The sequence below is a fragment of the Bradyrhizobium sp. 62 genome, from assembly GCF_023073035.1.
Taxonomy (GTDB): Bacteria; Pseudomonadota; Alphaproteobacteria; order Rhizobiales; family Xanthobacteraceae; genus Bradyrhizobium.
In genome coordinates this window covers 1,435,985-1,451,263 of the sequence record NZ_JADPIT010000015.1, presented here as the reverse complement: position 1 = coordinate 1,451,263, position 15,279 = coordinate 1,435,985, and the positions used below count along the sequence as shown (strand labels likewise).

17 protein-coding genes are annotated in these 15,279 nt (G+C 62.4%); 16 read left to right on the top strand and 1 reads right to left on the bottom strand.

Annotated elements, in window-relative coordinates:
• The first annotated feature begins 142 nt into the window (after window positions 1-142).
• Window positions 143-2,203, top strand: a complete 2,061-nt coding sequence (locus tag IVB47_RS17645) for an FAD-dependent oxidoreductase (protein WP_247462839.1) — start codon at window positions 143-145, stop codon at window positions 2,201-2,203.
• Between the two features lie 132 nt (window positions 2,204-2,335).
• Window positions 2,336-4,357: an ABC transporter ATP-binding protein gene (locus IVB47_RS17640; protein ID WP_247462837.1), complete on the top strand. Its 2,022-nt coding sequence runs from the start codon at window positions 2,336-2,338 to the stop codon at window positions 4,355-4,357.
• Here the strand turns inward: IVB47_RS17640 and IVB47_RS17635 are convergent.
• Window positions 4,285-5,523, bottom strand: a complete 1,239-nt coding sequence (locus IVB47_RS17635; protein WP_247462835.1) for an NAD(P)/FAD-dependent oxidoreductase — start codon at window positions 5,521-5,523, stop codon at window positions 4,285-4,287. The two genes, IVB47_RS17640 and IVB47_RS17635, sit on opposite strands and share 73 nt — an antisense overlap.
• A gap of 639 nt (window positions 5,524-6,162) precedes the next feature.
• On the opposite strand from IVB47_RS17635, the gene rpsL reads away from it, so the two are divergent.
• The 14 genes from rpsL to rpmC all read left to right on the top strand — a co-directional run.
• Window positions 6,163-6,534 (top strand): 30S ribosomal protein S12, encoded by a 372-nt coding sequence (rpsL, locus tag IVB47_RS17630; RefSeq protein ID WP_007603006.1) that lies wholly within the window; start codon window positions 6,163-6,165, stop codon window positions 6,532-6,534.
• A 15-nt stretch (window positions 6,535-6,549) separates the two neighbouring features.
• The gene (rpsG, locus tag IVB47_RS17625) at window positions 6,550-7,020 is read left to right on the top strand and encodes a 30S ribosomal protein S7 (RefSeq protein WP_007603009.1); all 471 of its coding nucleotides are present in this window, start codon (window positions 6,550-6,552) and stop codon (window positions 7,018-7,020) included.
• A 30-nt stretch (window positions 7,021-7,050) separates the two neighbouring features.
• The gene (gene fusA / locus IVB47_RS17620; RefSeq protein ID WP_027518591.1) at window positions 7,051-9,123 is read left to right on the top strand and encodes an elongation factor G; all 2,073 of its coding nucleotides are present in this window, start codon (window positions 7,051-7,053) and stop codon (window positions 9,121-9,123) included.
• A gap of 40 nt (window positions 9,124-9,163) precedes the next feature.
• Entirely contained in the window at window positions 9,164-10,354 is a 1,191-nt protein-coding gene (tuf, locus tag IVB47_RS17615) for an elongation factor Tu (RefSeq protein WP_018456453.1), read from the top strand.
• An 82-nt stretch (window positions 10,355-10,436) separates the two neighbouring features.
• Window positions 10,437-10,745, top strand: coding sequence for a 30S ribosomal protein S10 (gene rpsJ / locus IVB47_RS17610; RefSeq protein ID WP_002712302.1), 309 nt, complete (start codon window positions 10,437-10,439; stop codon window positions 10,743-10,745).
• 53 nt (window positions 10,746-10,798) lie between these two features.
• A complete protein-coding gene (rplC, locus tag IVB47_RS17605) occupies window positions 10,799-11,512 on the top strand; it encodes a 50S ribosomal protein L3 (protein ID WP_007603016.1) in 714 nt (237 codons plus the stop codon).
• Window position 11,513: 1 nt separating this feature from the next.
• Window positions 11,514-12,134: a 50S ribosomal protein L4 gene (rplD, locus tag IVB47_RS17600; protein ID WP_007603018.1), complete on the top strand. Its 621-nt coding sequence runs from the start codon at window positions 11,514-11,516 to the stop codon at window positions 12,132-12,134.
• Window positions 12,131-12,433, top strand: a complete 303-nt coding sequence (locus IVB47_RS17595) for a 50S ribosomal protein L23 (RefSeq protein ID WP_007603019.1) — start codon at window positions 12,131-12,133, stop codon at window positions 12,431-12,433. Before rplD ends, IVB47_RS17595 begins: the two co-directional genes overlap by 4 nt.
• 12 nt (window positions 12,434-12,445) lie before the next feature.
• Window positions 12,446-13,279 (top strand): 50S ribosomal protein L2, encoded by an 834-nt coding sequence (gene rplB / locus IVB47_RS17590; protein WP_007603020.1) that lies wholly within the window; start codon window positions 12,446-12,448, stop codon window positions 13,277-13,279.
• A gap of 12 nt (window positions 13,280-13,291) precedes the next feature.
• Window positions 13,292-13,570 (top strand): 30S ribosomal protein S19, encoded by a 279-nt coding sequence (gene rpsS, locus IVB47_RS17585; RefSeq protein ID WP_007603021.1) that lies wholly within the window; start codon window positions 13,292-13,294, stop codon window positions 13,568-13,570.
• Window positions 13,571-13,580: 10 nt separating this feature from the next.
• Window positions 13,581-13,967 carry a 50S ribosomal protein L22 gene (gene rplV / locus IVB47_RS17580; protein WP_007603022.1) on the top strand — a complete coding sequence of 129 codons (387 nt, stop codon included), beginning with the start codon at window positions 13,581-13,583 and terminating at the stop codon, window positions 13,965-13,967.
• A gap of 18 nt (window positions 13,968-13,985) precedes the next feature.
• Window positions 13,986-14,711, top strand: coding sequence for a 30S ribosomal protein S3 (gene rpsC / locus IVB47_RS17575; protein ID WP_007603023.1), 726 nt, complete (start codon window positions 13,986-13,988; stop codon window positions 14,709-14,711).
• A 32-nt stretch (window positions 14,712-14,743) separates the two neighbouring features.
• Window positions 14,744-15,157: a 50S ribosomal protein L16 gene (gene rplP, locus IVB47_RS17570; RefSeq protein ID WP_007603024.1), complete on the top strand. Its 414-nt coding sequence runs from the start codon at window positions 14,744-14,746 to the stop codon at window positions 15,155-15,157.
• Between the two features lie 5 nt (window positions 15,158-15,162).
• On the top strand, window positions 15,163-15,279 hold a 117-nt coding region (rpmC, locus tag IVB47_RS17565), incomplete at its 3' end, for a 50S ribosomal protein L29 (protein WP_346730800.1).

The window sequence follows — 15,279 nt, the reverse complement described above, 5'->3', positions numbered from 1 at the left end:
GGCCTTTTTGCTGCTTTGTTTCCCTGTTGCGGTGCAGGATCAACCTTTGTTCATCTTTCCTTCAGGCGCAAAAGCGCTTCTGCTAGGAGAGCTTAGACCGGTGGTCCCGTGAAGGGGGCGGGCCGGAGACCACGGAATTCTCATGCTTGATCTCGCAATCGTAGGCGGCGGCCCCGGCGGGCTGATGAGCGCTTGGTATTTGAAGCGCAAGCTCGGCGATCTCTGCCGCGTCACCATCTACGAGGCATCCGACCGGCTCGGCGGCAAGATCGTCACGCGCAAATTCGATTCCGCGCCCGCGATGTACGAGGCCGGCGTTGCCGAGATCTACGACTACTCGATGACCGGGCCGGATCCGTTGCGCGAGTTGATCCAGCATTTCGGCCTGCAGACCATTCCGATGGATGCCGAGCAGGTGCAGTTCGGCGGCGAGCTCCTCAACGACGTCGCTGGCATGCGCCGTAAATACGGCGCCAAGACCGCGGCCGCGATCGAGGCGTTCCGTAAGCGCTGCGCCGAGACGATGACGCCGATCGAGTATTACGAGGGCGTCGGCGCGCACGACAACGAGAACCCCTGGGCCTACAAGACCGCCGAACAGGTGCTCGACGAGGAGGTCGAGGACGAGACCGCAAAGCGATTCTTCAAGGTGATGGCGCGCTCGGACCTCGCGACCGAGAGCCACAACACCAACGGGCTCAACGCGCTCAAGAACTACCTGATGGATGTCGACGGCTATATCGGCCTCTATTCCATCCAGAACGGCAATGAGCAGCTCATCGAATGCCTCCAGTCCGAGGTCAATGCCGACATCCAGCTCAATCACCGCGTCCTCACCGTCGGCAAGGCGCCGACCGGCCGCTATCAACTCAAGATGATGAACGGTAAGGGGCCGGAGACGCGCGACTTCGACCTTGTGCTGGTCTGCTTGCCGCATTCCTGGCTCGGGACCGTCGGCTGGGAGGGCGAACAGCTCCGCAAGTCGATGGTCAAGCACGTCTCGTACTTCGACCGTCCCGCGCACTATTTGCGCGTCTCAATCCTGTTCGACACGCCGTTCTGGGGCGACAAGATCGCCGGCGCCTGGTTCATGTCGGAAGCCTTTGGCGGTTGCTGCGTCTACAACGAGGGCGCGCGCCATGATGTGGGCAAGCACGGCGTACTGAACTGGCTGATTCCGGGCTCCGACGCGCTGGCCTTTGCGAATCTCTCCGACCAGGAGCTGATCGATGCCGCGCTGAAATCGCTGCCGGCATCGCTCGGCGATGCGCGCGCCCATTTCATGGAAGGCAAGATCCACCGCTGGCTGTCGTCGGTGAACGCGATTCCGGGCGGCTTGCCCGTGCGCGACGTCATGACCAATCACCGGCCGGAGCCGAAGGAACATCCCGGAATCGTGGTGGTCGGCGACTATCTGTTCGACTCGACGCTGAACGGCCTGCTCGATTCCTCGGACGCGGCGACGGACATCATCTTGACCGAGATGATGCGCCTGCGCCGCGAGCGTTCGCAGGACGACAAGCCGCTCTCGGACAAGATCGATCGCGACTATTTTGACAATTATCGCGGCCTGGGTCCCTACAGCGAAGTGTGGCAACACTTCACCGATCCCGACTATCTCACAAAACTGATCGGCATTGTCTGGGGCAAGGCCAAAGGCACGAAGCTCTTGATCGCGGGCTCGGCCAGCGGCGAGCTTGTCGGCGCGCTGCGCGATCGCGGCATCGATGCCTGGGGCATCGAGAACAACCGCACCATTCACGCCAGAACGCCGAAGGCGCTGAAGAAGTACAACAAGCTCGGTTCGATCACCGACATGCCGTTCAAGGACGGTGCGTTCGACTTCGTGTTCGAGACCAGCCTCTGCCACGTTTCCCCGAAGCAGGTGGTCCGTGCGATCAGGGAGCTGAACCGTGTGGTCAAGACCGGGCTCGTGTTCGGCTCGGTCACCTCGGACATGGCGCCGGCACTGATCGACCGCTACGACCTCCTGCGTGGGGTCAAGAAGCTCGGCACCTGGTGGGAATGGTCCGAACTGTTCTTCGGCAACGGCTTCGAGCTGTCGATGCACCGCAAGGACTGCACGGACGCGCTCTGGGAGACGACGCTCGCCGCCAACAAGGGGCCGGGCCAGTGGTACGCCGACGCCGATTCCCTGCGCTATTCCTTTTTCGACAAGGTCGAGGACGAGGAAGACGACTAGCCGCCTGAAACGGGCGCCTTCGCCAATTGTTTTGCCGAATTCATCCTGATCGCATAGAATCGATGCAATAGCGGTTTCCGCTATTTCCTGCTTTCTCCGCGGTCATGCCGGCCGTCAGCATCGGTTGGTTTCATGGCGTCCAAGCCCCTCCCGCCCGACAAACAGAAGCTCGCCGCGGAAGAGGCGGCCGAGCTCGACGAGAAGCTCGTCCCCCCCGTCAAGCCGGACCTCGAAGACGACGAGGACGATGAAGACGAGGAGGATGGAGGGCTGGAGCTCGATGACGATGATGAGGACGAGGACCTCGTCGTCTTTACCGCCCGCGAGGCCGCCGGCGCGCTCGCGACCATCCTGGGCTTCGTCAAACCCTTCCTGGTCAATTACAAGCAGATGCTGTCGTTCGTGGCGTTCGGCGTCTTCGTCGAGACGCTCTTCAACGTCATCATGCCGCTCAGCCTGAAGTACCTGATCGACGACGCGCTCGGCGAGGAGGATTTCCAGGCGCTGTACAAGATCCTCGGCGTGCTCGCGGTCGCGGGCATCTTCACCTCGATCGTCGCGGTCTGGTACGAGCGCTGGGATGCGAGGCTCGCGGCGTGTATCATCTCCGACGTCCGCAAACGGCTGTTCGAGCACGTCCAGGACCTGCCGGCGGCCTATTTCGGTCGCACCAAGCGCGGCGAGATCCTGTCGCGCTTCTCCGTCGACCTCGCGGCCTTCGAGGGCTCGGTCAAGACCTTCGCCAACAGCGCGGCGTTGCCGTTCCTGGAATTGATCGCGGGCATCATCCTAATGGTGTTCCTGAACTGGCAGCTCGCGGCGGTTGCGCTGCTGGTGTTCCCGATCACGCTGATCGGTCCCCGCATGCTCACACCGAAAGCTGTTCAGGCGAATTACGAGCAGAAGCTCAATGAGTCCGCGCTGCTCGGCATGGTGCAGGAGAACGTGGCGGCGCAGGCCGTGATCAAGGCGTTCAGCCTGCAACGCCGGATGTTCGGGTTCTTCAAATTCCGCAACGACGAGACGCGAAACAAGATGGCCTCGGCGGCGTTCCTGTCGACCATGGTGGAGCGGACGGTCACCATCTCGGTGCTGCTCTTGCATCTCGTCGTGCTCGCGATAGGCGCATATCTGGCGACCAAGGGGCAGATCACCATCGGCACCTTCGTCACCTTCGAGAGCGCGTTCTGGGAGGTGTCCTACAACATCGCCCATGTGATGCATTTCATCCCCGTGTCGATCTCCTCGGCAGCCGCGATTCGTCACATGCAGGAGCTGCTCGACGAGCCCACGCGCAGCGCCGATCGTGCCGGCGCGCCCGATCTGCCGCGCATCACCAACGACATCACCTTCGACCACGTGACCTTCCAGTACGAAGGCAGCCAGACGCCGGTGCTGGACAATCTCAGTCTCAAGCTCAGTGTCGGCAAGCGCATTGCCATCGTCGGTCCCTCGGGCTCCGGCAAGAGCACGCTGCTGAATCTGATCCTGCGGCTCTATGTGCCTGACGAGGGGCGCGTCACCATCGACGGCGTCGACGTCCGCAAGGTGACGCTGGATTCGCTGCGCCGGAGCATGGCGGTGGTGTTCCAGGAGAACATGCTGTTCAACATGTCGATCCGAGAGAACATCCGGCTCGGCAAGGAGGGCGCGACCGACGAGGAAGTGGAGGAGGCGGCCAAGAAGGCCGAGATCCACCGCTACATCATGAGCCTGCCACAGCGATACGATACGCCGGTGGGTGAGCGCGGCGATACCTTATCGGGCGGCCAGCGCCAGCGCATCGCGATCGCGCGCGCGGTCATCCGTAATCCCTCCGTGCTGCTGCTGGACGAAGCCACGTCGGCGCTCGATCAGACCACGGAAGCTGCGATCAACCGCACGCTGCTGAAGGTTGCCAAGGGCCGCACCATGATCTGGTCGACCCACCGCCTGACCTCGGTGGTCGAGATGGACGAGATCATCGTGATTTCAGGAGGCAGGGCGATCGAGCGCGGCTCTCATGCGGAACTGCTCGCCAAGAACGGCACCTATCGCAAGCTGTGGAACGACCAGATCCACCAACCTCATGGCGCGCCGGCTCACGTCGACGAGGACAGCGACGATGACGACGAGGATGAAGACGATCTCGACGAGGACGATGAGGAGGAGTGACCGAGGAAGTTCGGCTCCAGATCGAAGGCTCCTCCAAGCGGCCGCAATAGCCCCTGAACCGACCAGGCAATGAAGCGTGCCCAGCGCTGCGCCGTCCAATAGGGGCTCGTCGCAATGGAGACTGAGCGGAAGTCGAACGCCTTCGCCGCCGACCAATCGTCGCACGCCCGCTTGACCGGATCTGCGTAGAAGGTGGCGATCTTGCTTGTATCCATCCCGTCGGAGGCCAGCCATCGCGGGATGTAGAGGTTGCAGAGCCGCTCGACGTCGGTGAAGACCTTGTCGCAGCCGGTGCCGGCGGCAGGGCAGGAGGTCGAGAAGGCATCGCCCACCAGCACGAGGCCGGGTAGGCCGCTGGCATCGTTCACATAGAGATCGACCGGGCGGATTTTCAGTTCACCGGGAATGTCGAATGGTCCGGTGATGCGCTTGAGTCGTGGCAGCGCGGCGTTCAGCGTCTCGGCGGGCGCGCGGCGCAGCTCAAGCAGCCAGGGATCGTCGAAACTGCGGTAGACGAACAGATTGGCGCGCATCCGCGTCCCGATCGGGAAAAGCGTGAGGTAGGGGATGCGGTCGCTCGGCCGTTCCGAGAAATAGGTCAACGCCGGGAAGTCGAAGGAGTCCCGTCCCGCGGGCACCACGTCGAACCCGATCGAAATCGAATGGCAGGCACTGACGATCTTTCGGGCGATTCCCAGCTGGTGGCGCAGGCCGACATTGAGGCCGTTGGCGAGCACGACCAACCGGGCGGAGACCATCTCGTCGTTGGAGAGGGTGACCTTCTGCCGCTCCGCGCTTGTCTCGACCAAGATGGCCTTGGCGCAGATGCGCTCGACGCCGGCAGGAATTTCGTCGCGGACCGCGTTGACGAGGGCATCGTAGAGGATGTTGAACTGCCGGCTTGGCGCCTTGTCGAGAAGGCGGCCGAAGCGGGCGATCCAGTTCTCACCGACATAGGTCGCGCAGCGCAGCACCGATTCGGCGATTCCCGTCTGCAGGAATCGCCCGACCTGCACGTGACCGCTGAGTTTTTCGACACGAAAGTCCGCCGAATAGCTCTCATGCGGATCGATCAGAATGGTCGAAATGCCGCTACGGCCGAGCATCGCGGCGGCGGTTGAGCCGGACAATCCCCCGCCGATAATGGCAATGTCGGTGTACCGCATGGTGCTAATCTCTGCCAAGGCGGCACATTGGCGCTCCAACCGGAAAGAAAGCCTTAGCCAAAGGTTACAAAAGTATATTTAACCCGGGTATAAATTGGTTTGGAGGTGGCGGAACGCGCTCTTCGTTTCCATCTCGCGAAGGTGCAGCGAGCGGCCCGTGAAGCGATTTCAGCAGGCGCGGGAAGCGCTTCTGACTGACGTTTCGCCTTGACTTGACCGACTCCCACTTATAGAACCCCCTCACTTAACGACAGGCGGTGAGCATCGCCAACGTCGGAACGGGCCACCTGTTTGATCCCCTGGGATCGCCAAGACAGGCACCAACCTCGACGAATGCCGCTCAAACGCTGTCGATCATAGCTAGGCAATGCCAGTGCGATTTTAGTTCTCTTGAGCATGTTCTCTCGAGATCGAATTCGGATGCATGACCTCGGTGCGCGGGCCGCAGCTTCAAGCTGACCGGTTCAACTACTGCGGTCCTCTGTGGCGTCGAAGCGCTTTCCGCCCGTTGATGGGTGGTTGGCGCGATTTCGCTTTGTGCGGATTGTTCCGCGCAAGACGGCCTCGTCGGGCGGGTAGCTCGAAAGAATTTGCGGACCCGGTGACGGGCCGCGGCAGAACACAAAGGGTAATGCCAGGATGCCGACGATCAACCAGCTGATCGCTCAACCGCGGGAAGTGCAGAAGTCGCGCAAGAAGGTGCCGGCACTGCAGCAGTCGCCGCAGAAGCGCGGTGTTTGCACGCGCGTTTACACCACGACCCCGAAGAAGCCGAACTCGGCGCTTCGTAAGGTTGCCAAGGTGCGCCTGACCAACGGCTTCGAGGTGATCGGCTACATCCCCGGTGAGGGCCATAACCTCCAGGAGCACTCGGTGGTCATGATCCGCGGCGGTCGCGTCAAGGACTTGCCCGGCGTGCGCTACCACATCCTCCGCGGCGTTCTGGATACCCAGGGCGTCAAGAACCGTAAGCAGCGCCGTTCGAAGTACGGCGCCAAGCGTCCGAAGTAAGCGGGAACCAGGTCCATGTCTCGTCGCCATTCTGCCGAAAAGCGCGAAGTCCTTCCCGATCCGAAGTTCGGGAACATCATCGTCACGAAGTTCATGAATTCGGTGATGTACGCCGGAAAGAAGTCTGTCGCCGAAGGCATCGTCTACGGCGCGTTCGGCCTCATCGAAAGCAAGACCAAGCAGAACCCGCTCGGCGTGTTCGAGCAGGCACTCGAGAACGTCATGCCGACGATCGAAGTGCGCTCCCGCCGCGTCGGTGGCGCGACCTATCAGGTTCCGGTCGAAGTTCGCTCGGTGCGCCGTCAGGCGCTGGGCATTCGCTGGCTGATCTCGGCTGCGCGCGATCGCAACGAGAAGACGATGACCGAGCGGCTCTCTGCGGAGCTCCTGGACGCGTCGAACAACCGGGGTAACGCCGTCAAGAAGCGCGAAGACGTGCACCGGATGGCGGAAGCCAACCGCGCCTTCTCGCACTATCGCTGGTAACGGCGACACACGGAATCTAAGGAACACTCCATGCCCCGCGTTCATGCCATAGAGAACTACCGTAACTTCGGTATCATGGCGCATATCGATGCCGGCAAGACCACGACCACCGAGCGCATCCTCTATTACACCGGCAAGAGCCACAAGATCGGCGAAGTGCACGAAGGTGCCGCGACGATGGACTGGATGGAGCAGGAGCAGGAGCGCGGCATTACAATTACGTCGGCCGCGACCACCGCGTTCTGGGAAGGCAAGCGTCTCAACATTATCGACACTCCCGGCCACGTCGACTTCACCATCGAAGTCGAGCGCAGCTTGCGCGTGCTCGACGGCGCCGTGTGCGTGCTCGACTCGAACCAGGGCGTCGAGCCCCAGACCGAGACGGTCTGGCGCCAGGGCGACAAGTACAAGGTTCCGCGCATCGTCTTCGCCAACAAGATGGATAAGACCGGCGCCGACTTCTACAAGTGCATGCAGGATATCGTCGACCGCCTCGGCGCGAAGCCGATCGCGATCCAGCTTCCGATCGGCTCCGAGAACAACTTCAAGGGTCTGGTCGATCTCGTTCGTATGAAGGGCGTGGTCTGGGAAGAAGAGAAGCTCGACGCCAAGTTCGTCGACATCGATATTCCCGAGGACATGGTCGAGAAGGCCAAGGAATATCGCGAGAAGCTGTTGGAAGCCGCCGTCGAGCTCGACGACGAAGTTCTCGCCGCTTACCTCGACGGCAAGGAGCCCGACGAGGCGACGTTGAAGCGCTTGATCCGCAAGGCCGTGCTGACTGGCGCGTTCTTCCCGGTATTGTGCGGCTCGGCGTTCAAGAACAAGGGCGTGCAGCCTTTGCTCGACGCGGTCGTGGATTATCTGCCGTCGCCCGTTGACGTGCCCGCCATCAAGGGCGTCGACGAAGACGGTAACGAGGTCGTTCGCCTGCCGGACGACAAGGAGCCGCTGGCTCTGTTGGCCTTCAAGATCATGGACGACCCATTCGTCGGCACCATCACCTTCTGCCGCATCTATTCCGGCACGCTGCTGTCGGGCACCGGCGTCATCAATTCGACGCGCGACCGCAAGGAGCGCATCGGCCGCATGTTGCTGATGCATGCGAACAACCGCGAAGACATCAAGGAAGCCTATGCCGGCGACATCGTCGCATTGGCTGGCCTGAAGGAAGCGCGCACCGGTGACACGTTGTGCGATCCCGACAAGGCGGTGATCCTCGAAAAGATGGAATTCCCCGAGCCGGTCATCGAGATCGCGATCGAACCCAAGTCCAAGGCCGACCAGGAAAAGCTCGGCGTGGCGCTGGCGAAGCTCGCTGCGGAGGATCCGTCCTTCCGCGTGTCGACCGACCAAGAGTCCGGCCAGACCATCCTCAAGGGAATGGGTGAACTCCATCTCGACATCAAGGTCGACATTCTTCGCCGCACCTACAAGGTCGATGCCAACATCGGCGCGCCGCAGGTGGCGTTCCGTGAGCGCGTCACCAAGAGAGCCGAAGTCAAGTACACCCACAAGAAGCAGACCGGCGGTACCGGTCAGTTCGCGGAAGTGTCGATCGTGGTCGAGCCGAACGAGCCCGGCAAGGGTTACGAGTTCGAGTCCAAGATCGTCGGCGGTGCGGTTCCGAAGGAATACATCCCCGGCGTCGAAAAGGGCCTCAACAGCGTGATGGGCTCTGGTGTCGTCGCGGGCTTCCCCGTGGTCGACGTCAAGGTTCAGCTTGTCGATGGCAAGTATCACGACGTCGACTCGTCGGCGCTCGCCTTCGAAATCGCTTCGCGTGCTGCATTCCGCGAAGCCTTGCAGAAGGGCAAGTCCGTCCTGCTCGAGCCGATCATGAAGGTCGAAGTGGTGACCCCGGAAGATTACACCGGCTCGGTCATCGGCGACCTGAATTCCCGGCGCGGTCAGATCCAGGGTCAGGACATGCGCGGCAACGCCAACGTCATCAACGCGATGGTGCCGCTCATGAACATGTTCGGTTACGTGAATAACCTGCGCTCGATGAGCCAGGGTCGCGCGACCTTCACCATGCAGTTCGACCACTACGCAGAAGCGCCGGCCAACGTGTCGGCAGAAGTCCAGAAGAAGTTTGCCTGATTGTCGTCGGTCTCGAACTGACGATTGAACGGAGAGTCAAATGGCCAAAGCAAAGTTTGAACGTAACAAGCCGCACTGCAACATCGGCACCATCGGTCACGTCGACCATGGCAAGACGTCGCTGACCGCGGCGATCACCAAGGTCCTCGCCGAAGCCGGCGGCGCGACGTTCACCGCGTACGACCAGATCGACAAGGCGCCGGAAGAGAAGGCGCGCGGTATCACGATCTCGACGGCGCACGTCGAATACGAGACCAAGAACCGCCACTACGCGCACGTCGACTGCCCCGGCCACGCCGACTACGTGAAGAACATGATCACCGGCGCCGCCCAGATGGACGGTGCGATCCTGGTCGTGTCGGCCGCTGACGGTCCGATGCCGCAGACCCGCGAGCACATCCTGCTCGCCCGCCAGGTCGGCGTTCCCGCGCTCGTCGTGTTCCTCAACAAGTGCGACATGGTCGACGATCCGGAACTGCTCGAGCTCGTCGAGCTCGAGGTTCGCGAGCTGCTCTCGAAGTACGAATTCCCGGGCGACACCATCCCGATCATCAAGGGCTCGGCGCTCGCCGCTCTCGAAGATTCCGACAAGACGCTCGGCCATGACGCGATCCTCGAGCTGATGAAGCAGGTCGACGCCTACATTCCGCAGCCGGAGCGTCCGGTCGACCTTCCGTTCCTGATGCCGGTTGAAGACGTGTTCTCGATCTCGGGCCGCGGCACCGTCGTGACCGGCCGTGTCGAGCGCGGTATCGTCAAGGTCGGCGAGGAAATCGAGATCGTCGGTCTGCGCGCCACGCAGAAGACCACGGTCACTGGCGTCGAAATGTTCCGCAAGCTGCTCGATCAGGGCCAGGCCGGCGATAACATCGGTGCGCTGCTTCGCGGTACCAAGCGCGAGGACGTCGAGCGCGGCCAGGTGCTGTGCAAGCCGGGTTCGGTCAAGCCGCACACCAAGTTCAAGGCTGAGGCTTACATCCTCACCAAGGAAGAGGGCGGCCGCCACACCCCGTTCTTCACCAACTACCGTCCGCAGTTCTACTTCCGCACCACCGACGTGACCGGTGTCGTGCATCTGCCGGAAGGCACCGAGATGGTGATGCCGGGCGACAACATCGCGATGGAAGTGCACCTGATCGTGCCGATCGCGATGGAAGAGAAGCTCCGCTTCGCGATCCGCGAAGGTGGCCGTACCGTCGGCGCCGGCGTCGTCGCCTCGATCATCGAGTAATTACGAAAATAGGGATCGGCGAATAGCGAATGTGAAATTCGCTATTCGCTATTCGCCACCCCACTGAAGAGAGACCACGGCAATGAACGGCCAAAACATTCGTATCCGTCTCAAGGCGTTCGACCATCGTATCCTCGATACGTCGACCCGCGAGATCGTGAACACGGCGAAGCGCACCGGCGCGCAGGTCCGCGGACCCATTCCGCTGCCCACCCGCATCGAGAAGTTCACCGTCAACCGTTCGCCGCACGTCGACAAGAAGAGCCGCGAGCAGTTCGAGATGCGCACTCACAAGCGCCTGCTCGACATCGTCGATCCGACCCCGCAGACCGTCGATGCTTTGATGAAGCTCGACTTGGCCGCCGGTGTCGACGTCGAGATCAAGCTCTAAGATTTTTGGATCACGTTCGCCACTAGCGGACAGAAAGAACAGGAAGCACGCCGATGCGCTCCGGAGTGATCGCACAAAAGGTCGGGATGACGCGGGTCTTTACAGAGGCCGGCGAACATATCCCCGTGACCGTGCTGAAGCTCGGCAATTGCCAGGTCGTAGGCCACCGCACCGAAGAGAAAAACGGTTATGTCGCGCTCCAGCTTGGTTCTGGCAGCCGCAAGACCGTGTACATGCCCAAGGCGGAGCGCGGCCAGTTCGCGGTCGCCAAGGTCGAGCCGAAGCGGCAGGTCGAGGAATTCCGCGTCTCCGCGGATCAGATGATCCCCGTCGGTGCCGAGATCCTGGCCGACCACTTTGTCGTCGGTCAGTTCGTCGACGTCACCGGAACTTCGGTCGGTAAGGGTTTTGCCGGCGGTATGAAGCGCTGGAACTTCGGCGGTCTGCGCGCCACTCACGGCGTCTCGGTCTCGCACCGTTCGATCGGTTCGACCGGTGGCCGTCAGGACCCGGGCAAGACCTGGAAGAACAAGAAGATGCCCGGTCACATGGGCGTCGACCGCATCACCACGCTCAACCTTCGGGTCGTTCAGCTCGATGTCGAGCGCGGCCTGATCCTCGTCGAAGGCGCCGTTCCCGGTTCCAAGGGCGGCTGGATCCGCGTGCGCGACGCCGTCAAGAAGCCGCTGCCTAAGGAAGCTCCGAAGCCCGGCAAGTTCAAGGTTGCTGGCGAAGCGGACGCTGCTCCGGCTGCGCAGGAGGCGTGAGATGGAATTGAAGGTCACCACCCTCGAAGGTAAGGAAGCCGGCTCGGTCCAGCTTTCCGACACCATTTTCGGCCTCGAGCCGCGCCAGGACATCATTGCACGTTGCGTGCAGTGGCAGCTCAACAAGCGCCAGGCCGGCACGCACAAGGCCAAGGGCCGCGCCGAGATCTGGCGCACCGGCAAGAAGATGTACAAGCAGAAGGGCACCGGTGGTGCTCGTCACGGCTCGGCTCGCGTGCCGCAGTTCCGCGGCGGTGGCCGTGCCTTCGGTCCGGTGGTGCGTTCTCACGCCACCGACCTGCCGAAGAAGGTCCGTGCGCTCGCGCTCAAGCATGCGCTCTCGGCCAAGGCCAAGGACGGCGATCTCATCGTGATCGACAAAGCCGCGCTGGAAGCGGCCAAGACCAAGGCGCTGCTTGGTCATTTCTCCGGTCTGGGTTTGACCAACGCGCTGATCATCGACGGCGCCGAGCTCAACAACGGCTTCGCCGCTGCAGCCCGCAACATCCCGAACATGGACGTGCTGCCGATCCAGGGCATCAACGTCTATGACATCCTGCGCCGTCGGAAACTCGTTCTGACCAAGGCCGCCATCGATGCGCTGGAGGCGCGCTTCAAATGACGAAGAACATCGAGCCTCGCCACTACGACGTGATCCTGTCGCCGGTCGTGACCGAAAAGGCCACGATCGCCTCGGAGCACAACAAGGTGCTGTTCAAGGTGGCCGCGAAGGCGACCAAGCCGCAGATCAAGGAAGCGATCGAGAAGCTGTTCGACGTCAAGGTCAAGAGTGTCAACACGCTGGTCCGCAAGGGCAAGACCAAGATCTTCCGCGGCAACCTCGGCTCGCAGTCGAACTCCAAGCGCGCGATCGTGACTCTCGAAGAGGGTCACCGGATCGACGTGACCACCGGTCTGTAAGGTCGTACGACGATGGCACTGAAGACATTCAATCCCACGACGCCGGGCCAGCGCCAGCTGGTCATGGTCGATCGTTCGGCCCTCTACAAGGGCAAGCCGGTCAAGGCGCTCACCGAAGGCAAGCACTCCTCTGGCGGCCGCAACAACACCGGTCGCATCACGGTGCGCTTCCGCGGCGGCGGTCATAAGCGGACGTTGCGTACCGTCGATTTCAAGCGCGACAAGGTCGATGCGCCCGCGACGGTCGAGCGGTTGGAATATGATCCGAACCGCACCGCGTTCATCGCGCTGGTCAAGTACGAAGACGGCACCCAGGCCTATATCCTGGCGCCGCAGCGCCTGGCCGTCGGTGATTCCGTCGTCGCCGGCAACTACGTCGACGTGAAGCCGGGCAATGTCATGCCGCTCGGCAACATGCCGGTCGGCACGATCATCCACAACATCGAGGTCAAGATCGGGAAGGGCGGCCAGCTCGCCCGTTCCGCGGGCACCTACGCCCAGCTCGTCGGTCGCGACCAGGACTACGTGATCGTCCGCCTGAACTCGGGTGAACAGCGCCTGGTGCACGGCCGTTGCCGCGCCACGATTGGCGCGGTGTCGAACCCGGATCACATGAACACGTCGATCGGCAAGGCCGGCCGCAACCGTTGGCTGGGCCGCAAGCCGCATAACCGCGGCGTCTCGATGAACCCGATCGACCATCCGCACGGCGGTGGTGAAGGTCGTACCTCGGGCGGCCGCCACCCGGTTACTCCGTGGGGCAAGCCGACCAAGGGCAAGAAGACCCGCTCCAACAAGTCGACCAACAAATTCATTCTCCTAAGCCGCCACAAGCGGAAGAAGTAAGGAACGCCGGACATGGTTCGTTCAGTCTGGAAAGGCCCGTTCGTCGAGGGTTCTCTGCTCAAGAAGGCAGATGCCGCGCGCTCGTCCGGCCGTCACGACGTCATCAAGATCTGGAGCCGTCGCTCGACGATCCTGCCGCAATTCGTCGGTCTGACCTTCGGCGTCTACAACGGTCAGAAGCACGTGCCGGTGGCGGTCAACGAGGAAATGGTCGGTCACAAGTTCGGCGAGTTCTCGCCGACCCGTACCTTCCATGGCCACTCCGGGGACAAGAAAGCCAAGAAGGCTTGAGGATTAAACGATGAGCAAACCTAAGCGCGAACGGAGCCTCGCCGAGAACGAGGCCAAGGCGGTCGCCCGGATGCTGCGGGTGAGCCCGCAGAAGCTCAACCTGGTCGCCCAGCTCATTCGCGGCCGGAAGGCGGCTGCTGCGCTCGCCGACCTGCAATTTTCGCGCAAGCGGATCGCGGTTGACGTGAAGAAGTGCCTGGAATCGGCTATTGCCAACGCCGAGAACAACCACGACCTCGACGTCGATGATCTCGTCGTGGCGCAGGCCTTCGTCGGCAACGGCCTCGTGATGAAGCGCTTTGCCGCCCGCGGCCGTGGCCGTTCGGGCCGTGTCTACAAACCATTTTCACAGCTGACGATCATCGTTCGTCAGGTCGAAGCCGCAGCAGCGGCTTAAGGGACGCAGGAGAACACGATGGGTCAAAAGATCAATCCGATCGGTCTGCGTCTCGGCATCAACCGGACCTGGGATTCCCGCTGGTACGCGGGCAAGCAGGAATACGGCAAGCTGCTGCACGAGGACGTCAAGATCCGCGAGATCCTGCACAAGGAGCTCAAGCAGGCGGCCGTCGCCCGCATCGTGATCGAGCGTCCGCACAAGAAGTGCCGCGTCACCATCCACTCGGCTCGTCCGGGCGTGGTGATCGGCAAAAAGGGTGCCGACATCGACAAGCTGCGCAAGAAGGTCGCGGACATCACCGCGTCCGACGTCGTCATCAACATCGTCGAAATCCGCAAGCCGGAGCTCGATGCGACGCTGGTGGCCGAGTCGATCGCGCAGCAGCTGGAGCGCCGCGTGGCGTTCCGCCGCGCCATGAAGCGCGCCGTGCAGTCGGCGATGCGTCTCGGAGCGGAAGGCATCCGCATCAACTGCTCGGGACGTTTGGGCGGCGCGGAAATCGCGCGCATGGAGTGGTACCGCGAAGGTCGCGTGCCGCTGCACACGCTGCGCGCAGACATCGACTACGGCGTCGCGACCGCGTTCACGACCTTCGGCACCTGCGGTGTCAAGGTCTGGATCTTCAAGGGCGAGATCCTCGAGCACGATCCGATGGCCCAGGACAAGAGAATGGCCGAAGGTGAGACTGGTGGCGGCGGCGATCGCGGCGGCCGGCAGCGCCGGGACAACGCTGCAGCCTGACGCCAGCACAGAGAATTTGAGGGCTTGAAGCCATGATGCAACCTAAGAAAACGAAGTTCCGGAAGGCGCATAAGGGCCGTATCCACGGCGTTGCGTCTTCGGGCGCGACGTTGGCCTTCGGCCAGTTCGGTCTGAAGGCGACCGAGCCTGAGCGCGTCACTGCGCGCCAGATCGAAGCCGCTCGCCGCGCGCTGACCCGCCACATGAAGCGCGCCGGCCGCGTCTGGATCCGCATATTCCCCGACGTTCCCGTGTCGAAGAAGCCTGCCGAAGTCCGCATGGGCTCCGGCAAGGGCGCGCCGGAATTGTGGGTCGCGCGCGTCAAGCCGGGCCGGGTGCTGTTCGAGATCGACGGCGTCAACACCCAGACGGCGCGTGAAGCGCTGACCCTGGCGGCAGCGAAGCTGCCGATCAAGACGCGCTTCGTCGAGCGCATTGCGGAGTAATGGCCATGGCCCAGATGAAAATCGAAGACATCCGCGCGTTGAGCCCCGATCAGCAGGATGACGCCATCCTGAACCTGAAGAAGGAGCGCTTCAACCTGCGCTTCCAGCGCGCCACCGGGCAG

Bases quoted from the DNA above. Each gene is read 5' to 3' on its own strand.
- rplC (WP_007603016.1), top strand. From the start codon at position 10,799: ATGCGCTCCGGAGTGATCGCACAAAAGGTCGGGATGACGCGGGTCTTT.
- rpsL (WP_007603006.1), top strand. From the start codon at position 6,163: ATGCCGACGATCAACCAGCTGATCGCTCAACCGCGGGAAGTGCAGAAG.
- rpsS (WP_007603021.1), top strand. From the start codon at position 13,292: ATGGTTCGTTCAGTCTGGAAAGGCCCGTTCGTCGAGGGTTCTCTGCTC.
- rplB (WP_007603020.1), top strand. From the start codon at position 12,446: ATGGCACTGAAGACATTCAATCCCACGACGCCGGGCCAGCGCCAGCTG.
- rplD (WP_007603018.1), top strand. From the start codon at position 11,514: ATGGAATTGAAGGTCACCACCCTCGAAGGTAAGGAAGCCGGCTCGGTC.
- rplP (WP_007603024.1), top strand. From the start codon at position 14,744: ATGATGCAACCTAAGAAAACGAAGTTCCGGAAGGCGCATAAGGGCCGT.
- IVB47_RS17635 (WP_247462835.1), bottom strand. From the start codon at position 5,523: ATGCGGTACACCGACATTGCCATTATCGGCGGGGGATTGTCCGGCTCA.
- rpsJ (WP_002712302.1), top strand. From the start codon at position 10,437: ATGAACGGCCAAAACATTCGTATCCGTCTCAAGGCGTTCGACCATCGT.
- tuf (WP_018456453.1), top strand. From the start codon at position 9,164: ATGGCCAAAGCAAAGTTTGAACGTAACAAGCCGCACTGCAACATCGGC.
- rplV (WP_007603022.1), top strand. From the start codon at position 13,581: ATGAGCAAACCTAAGCGCGAACGGAGCCTCGCCGAGAACGAGGCCAAG.
- rpsC (WP_007603023.1), top strand. From the start codon at position 13,986: ATGGGTCAAAAGATCAATCCGATCGGTCTGCGTCTCGGCATCAACCGG.
- fusA (WP_027518591.1), top strand. From the start codon at position 7,051: ATGCCCCGCGTTCATGCCATAGAGAACTACCGTAACTTCGGTATCATG.
- IVB47_RS17645 (WP_247462839.1), top strand. From the start codon at position 143: ATGCTTGATCTCGCAATCGTAGGCGGCGGCCCCGGCGGGCTGATGAGC.
- IVB47_RS17640 (WP_247462837.1), top strand. From the start codon at position 2,336: ATGGCGTCCAAGCCCCTCCCGCCCGACAAACAGAAGCTCGCCGCGGAA.
- rpsG (WP_007603009.1), top strand. From the start codon at position 6,550: ATGTCTCGTCGCCATTCTGCCGAAAAGCGCGAAGTCCTTCCCGATCCG.
- IVB47_RS17595 (WP_007603019.1), top strand. From the start codon at position 12,131: ATGACGAAGAACATCGAGCCTCGCCACTACGACGTGATCCTGTCGCCG.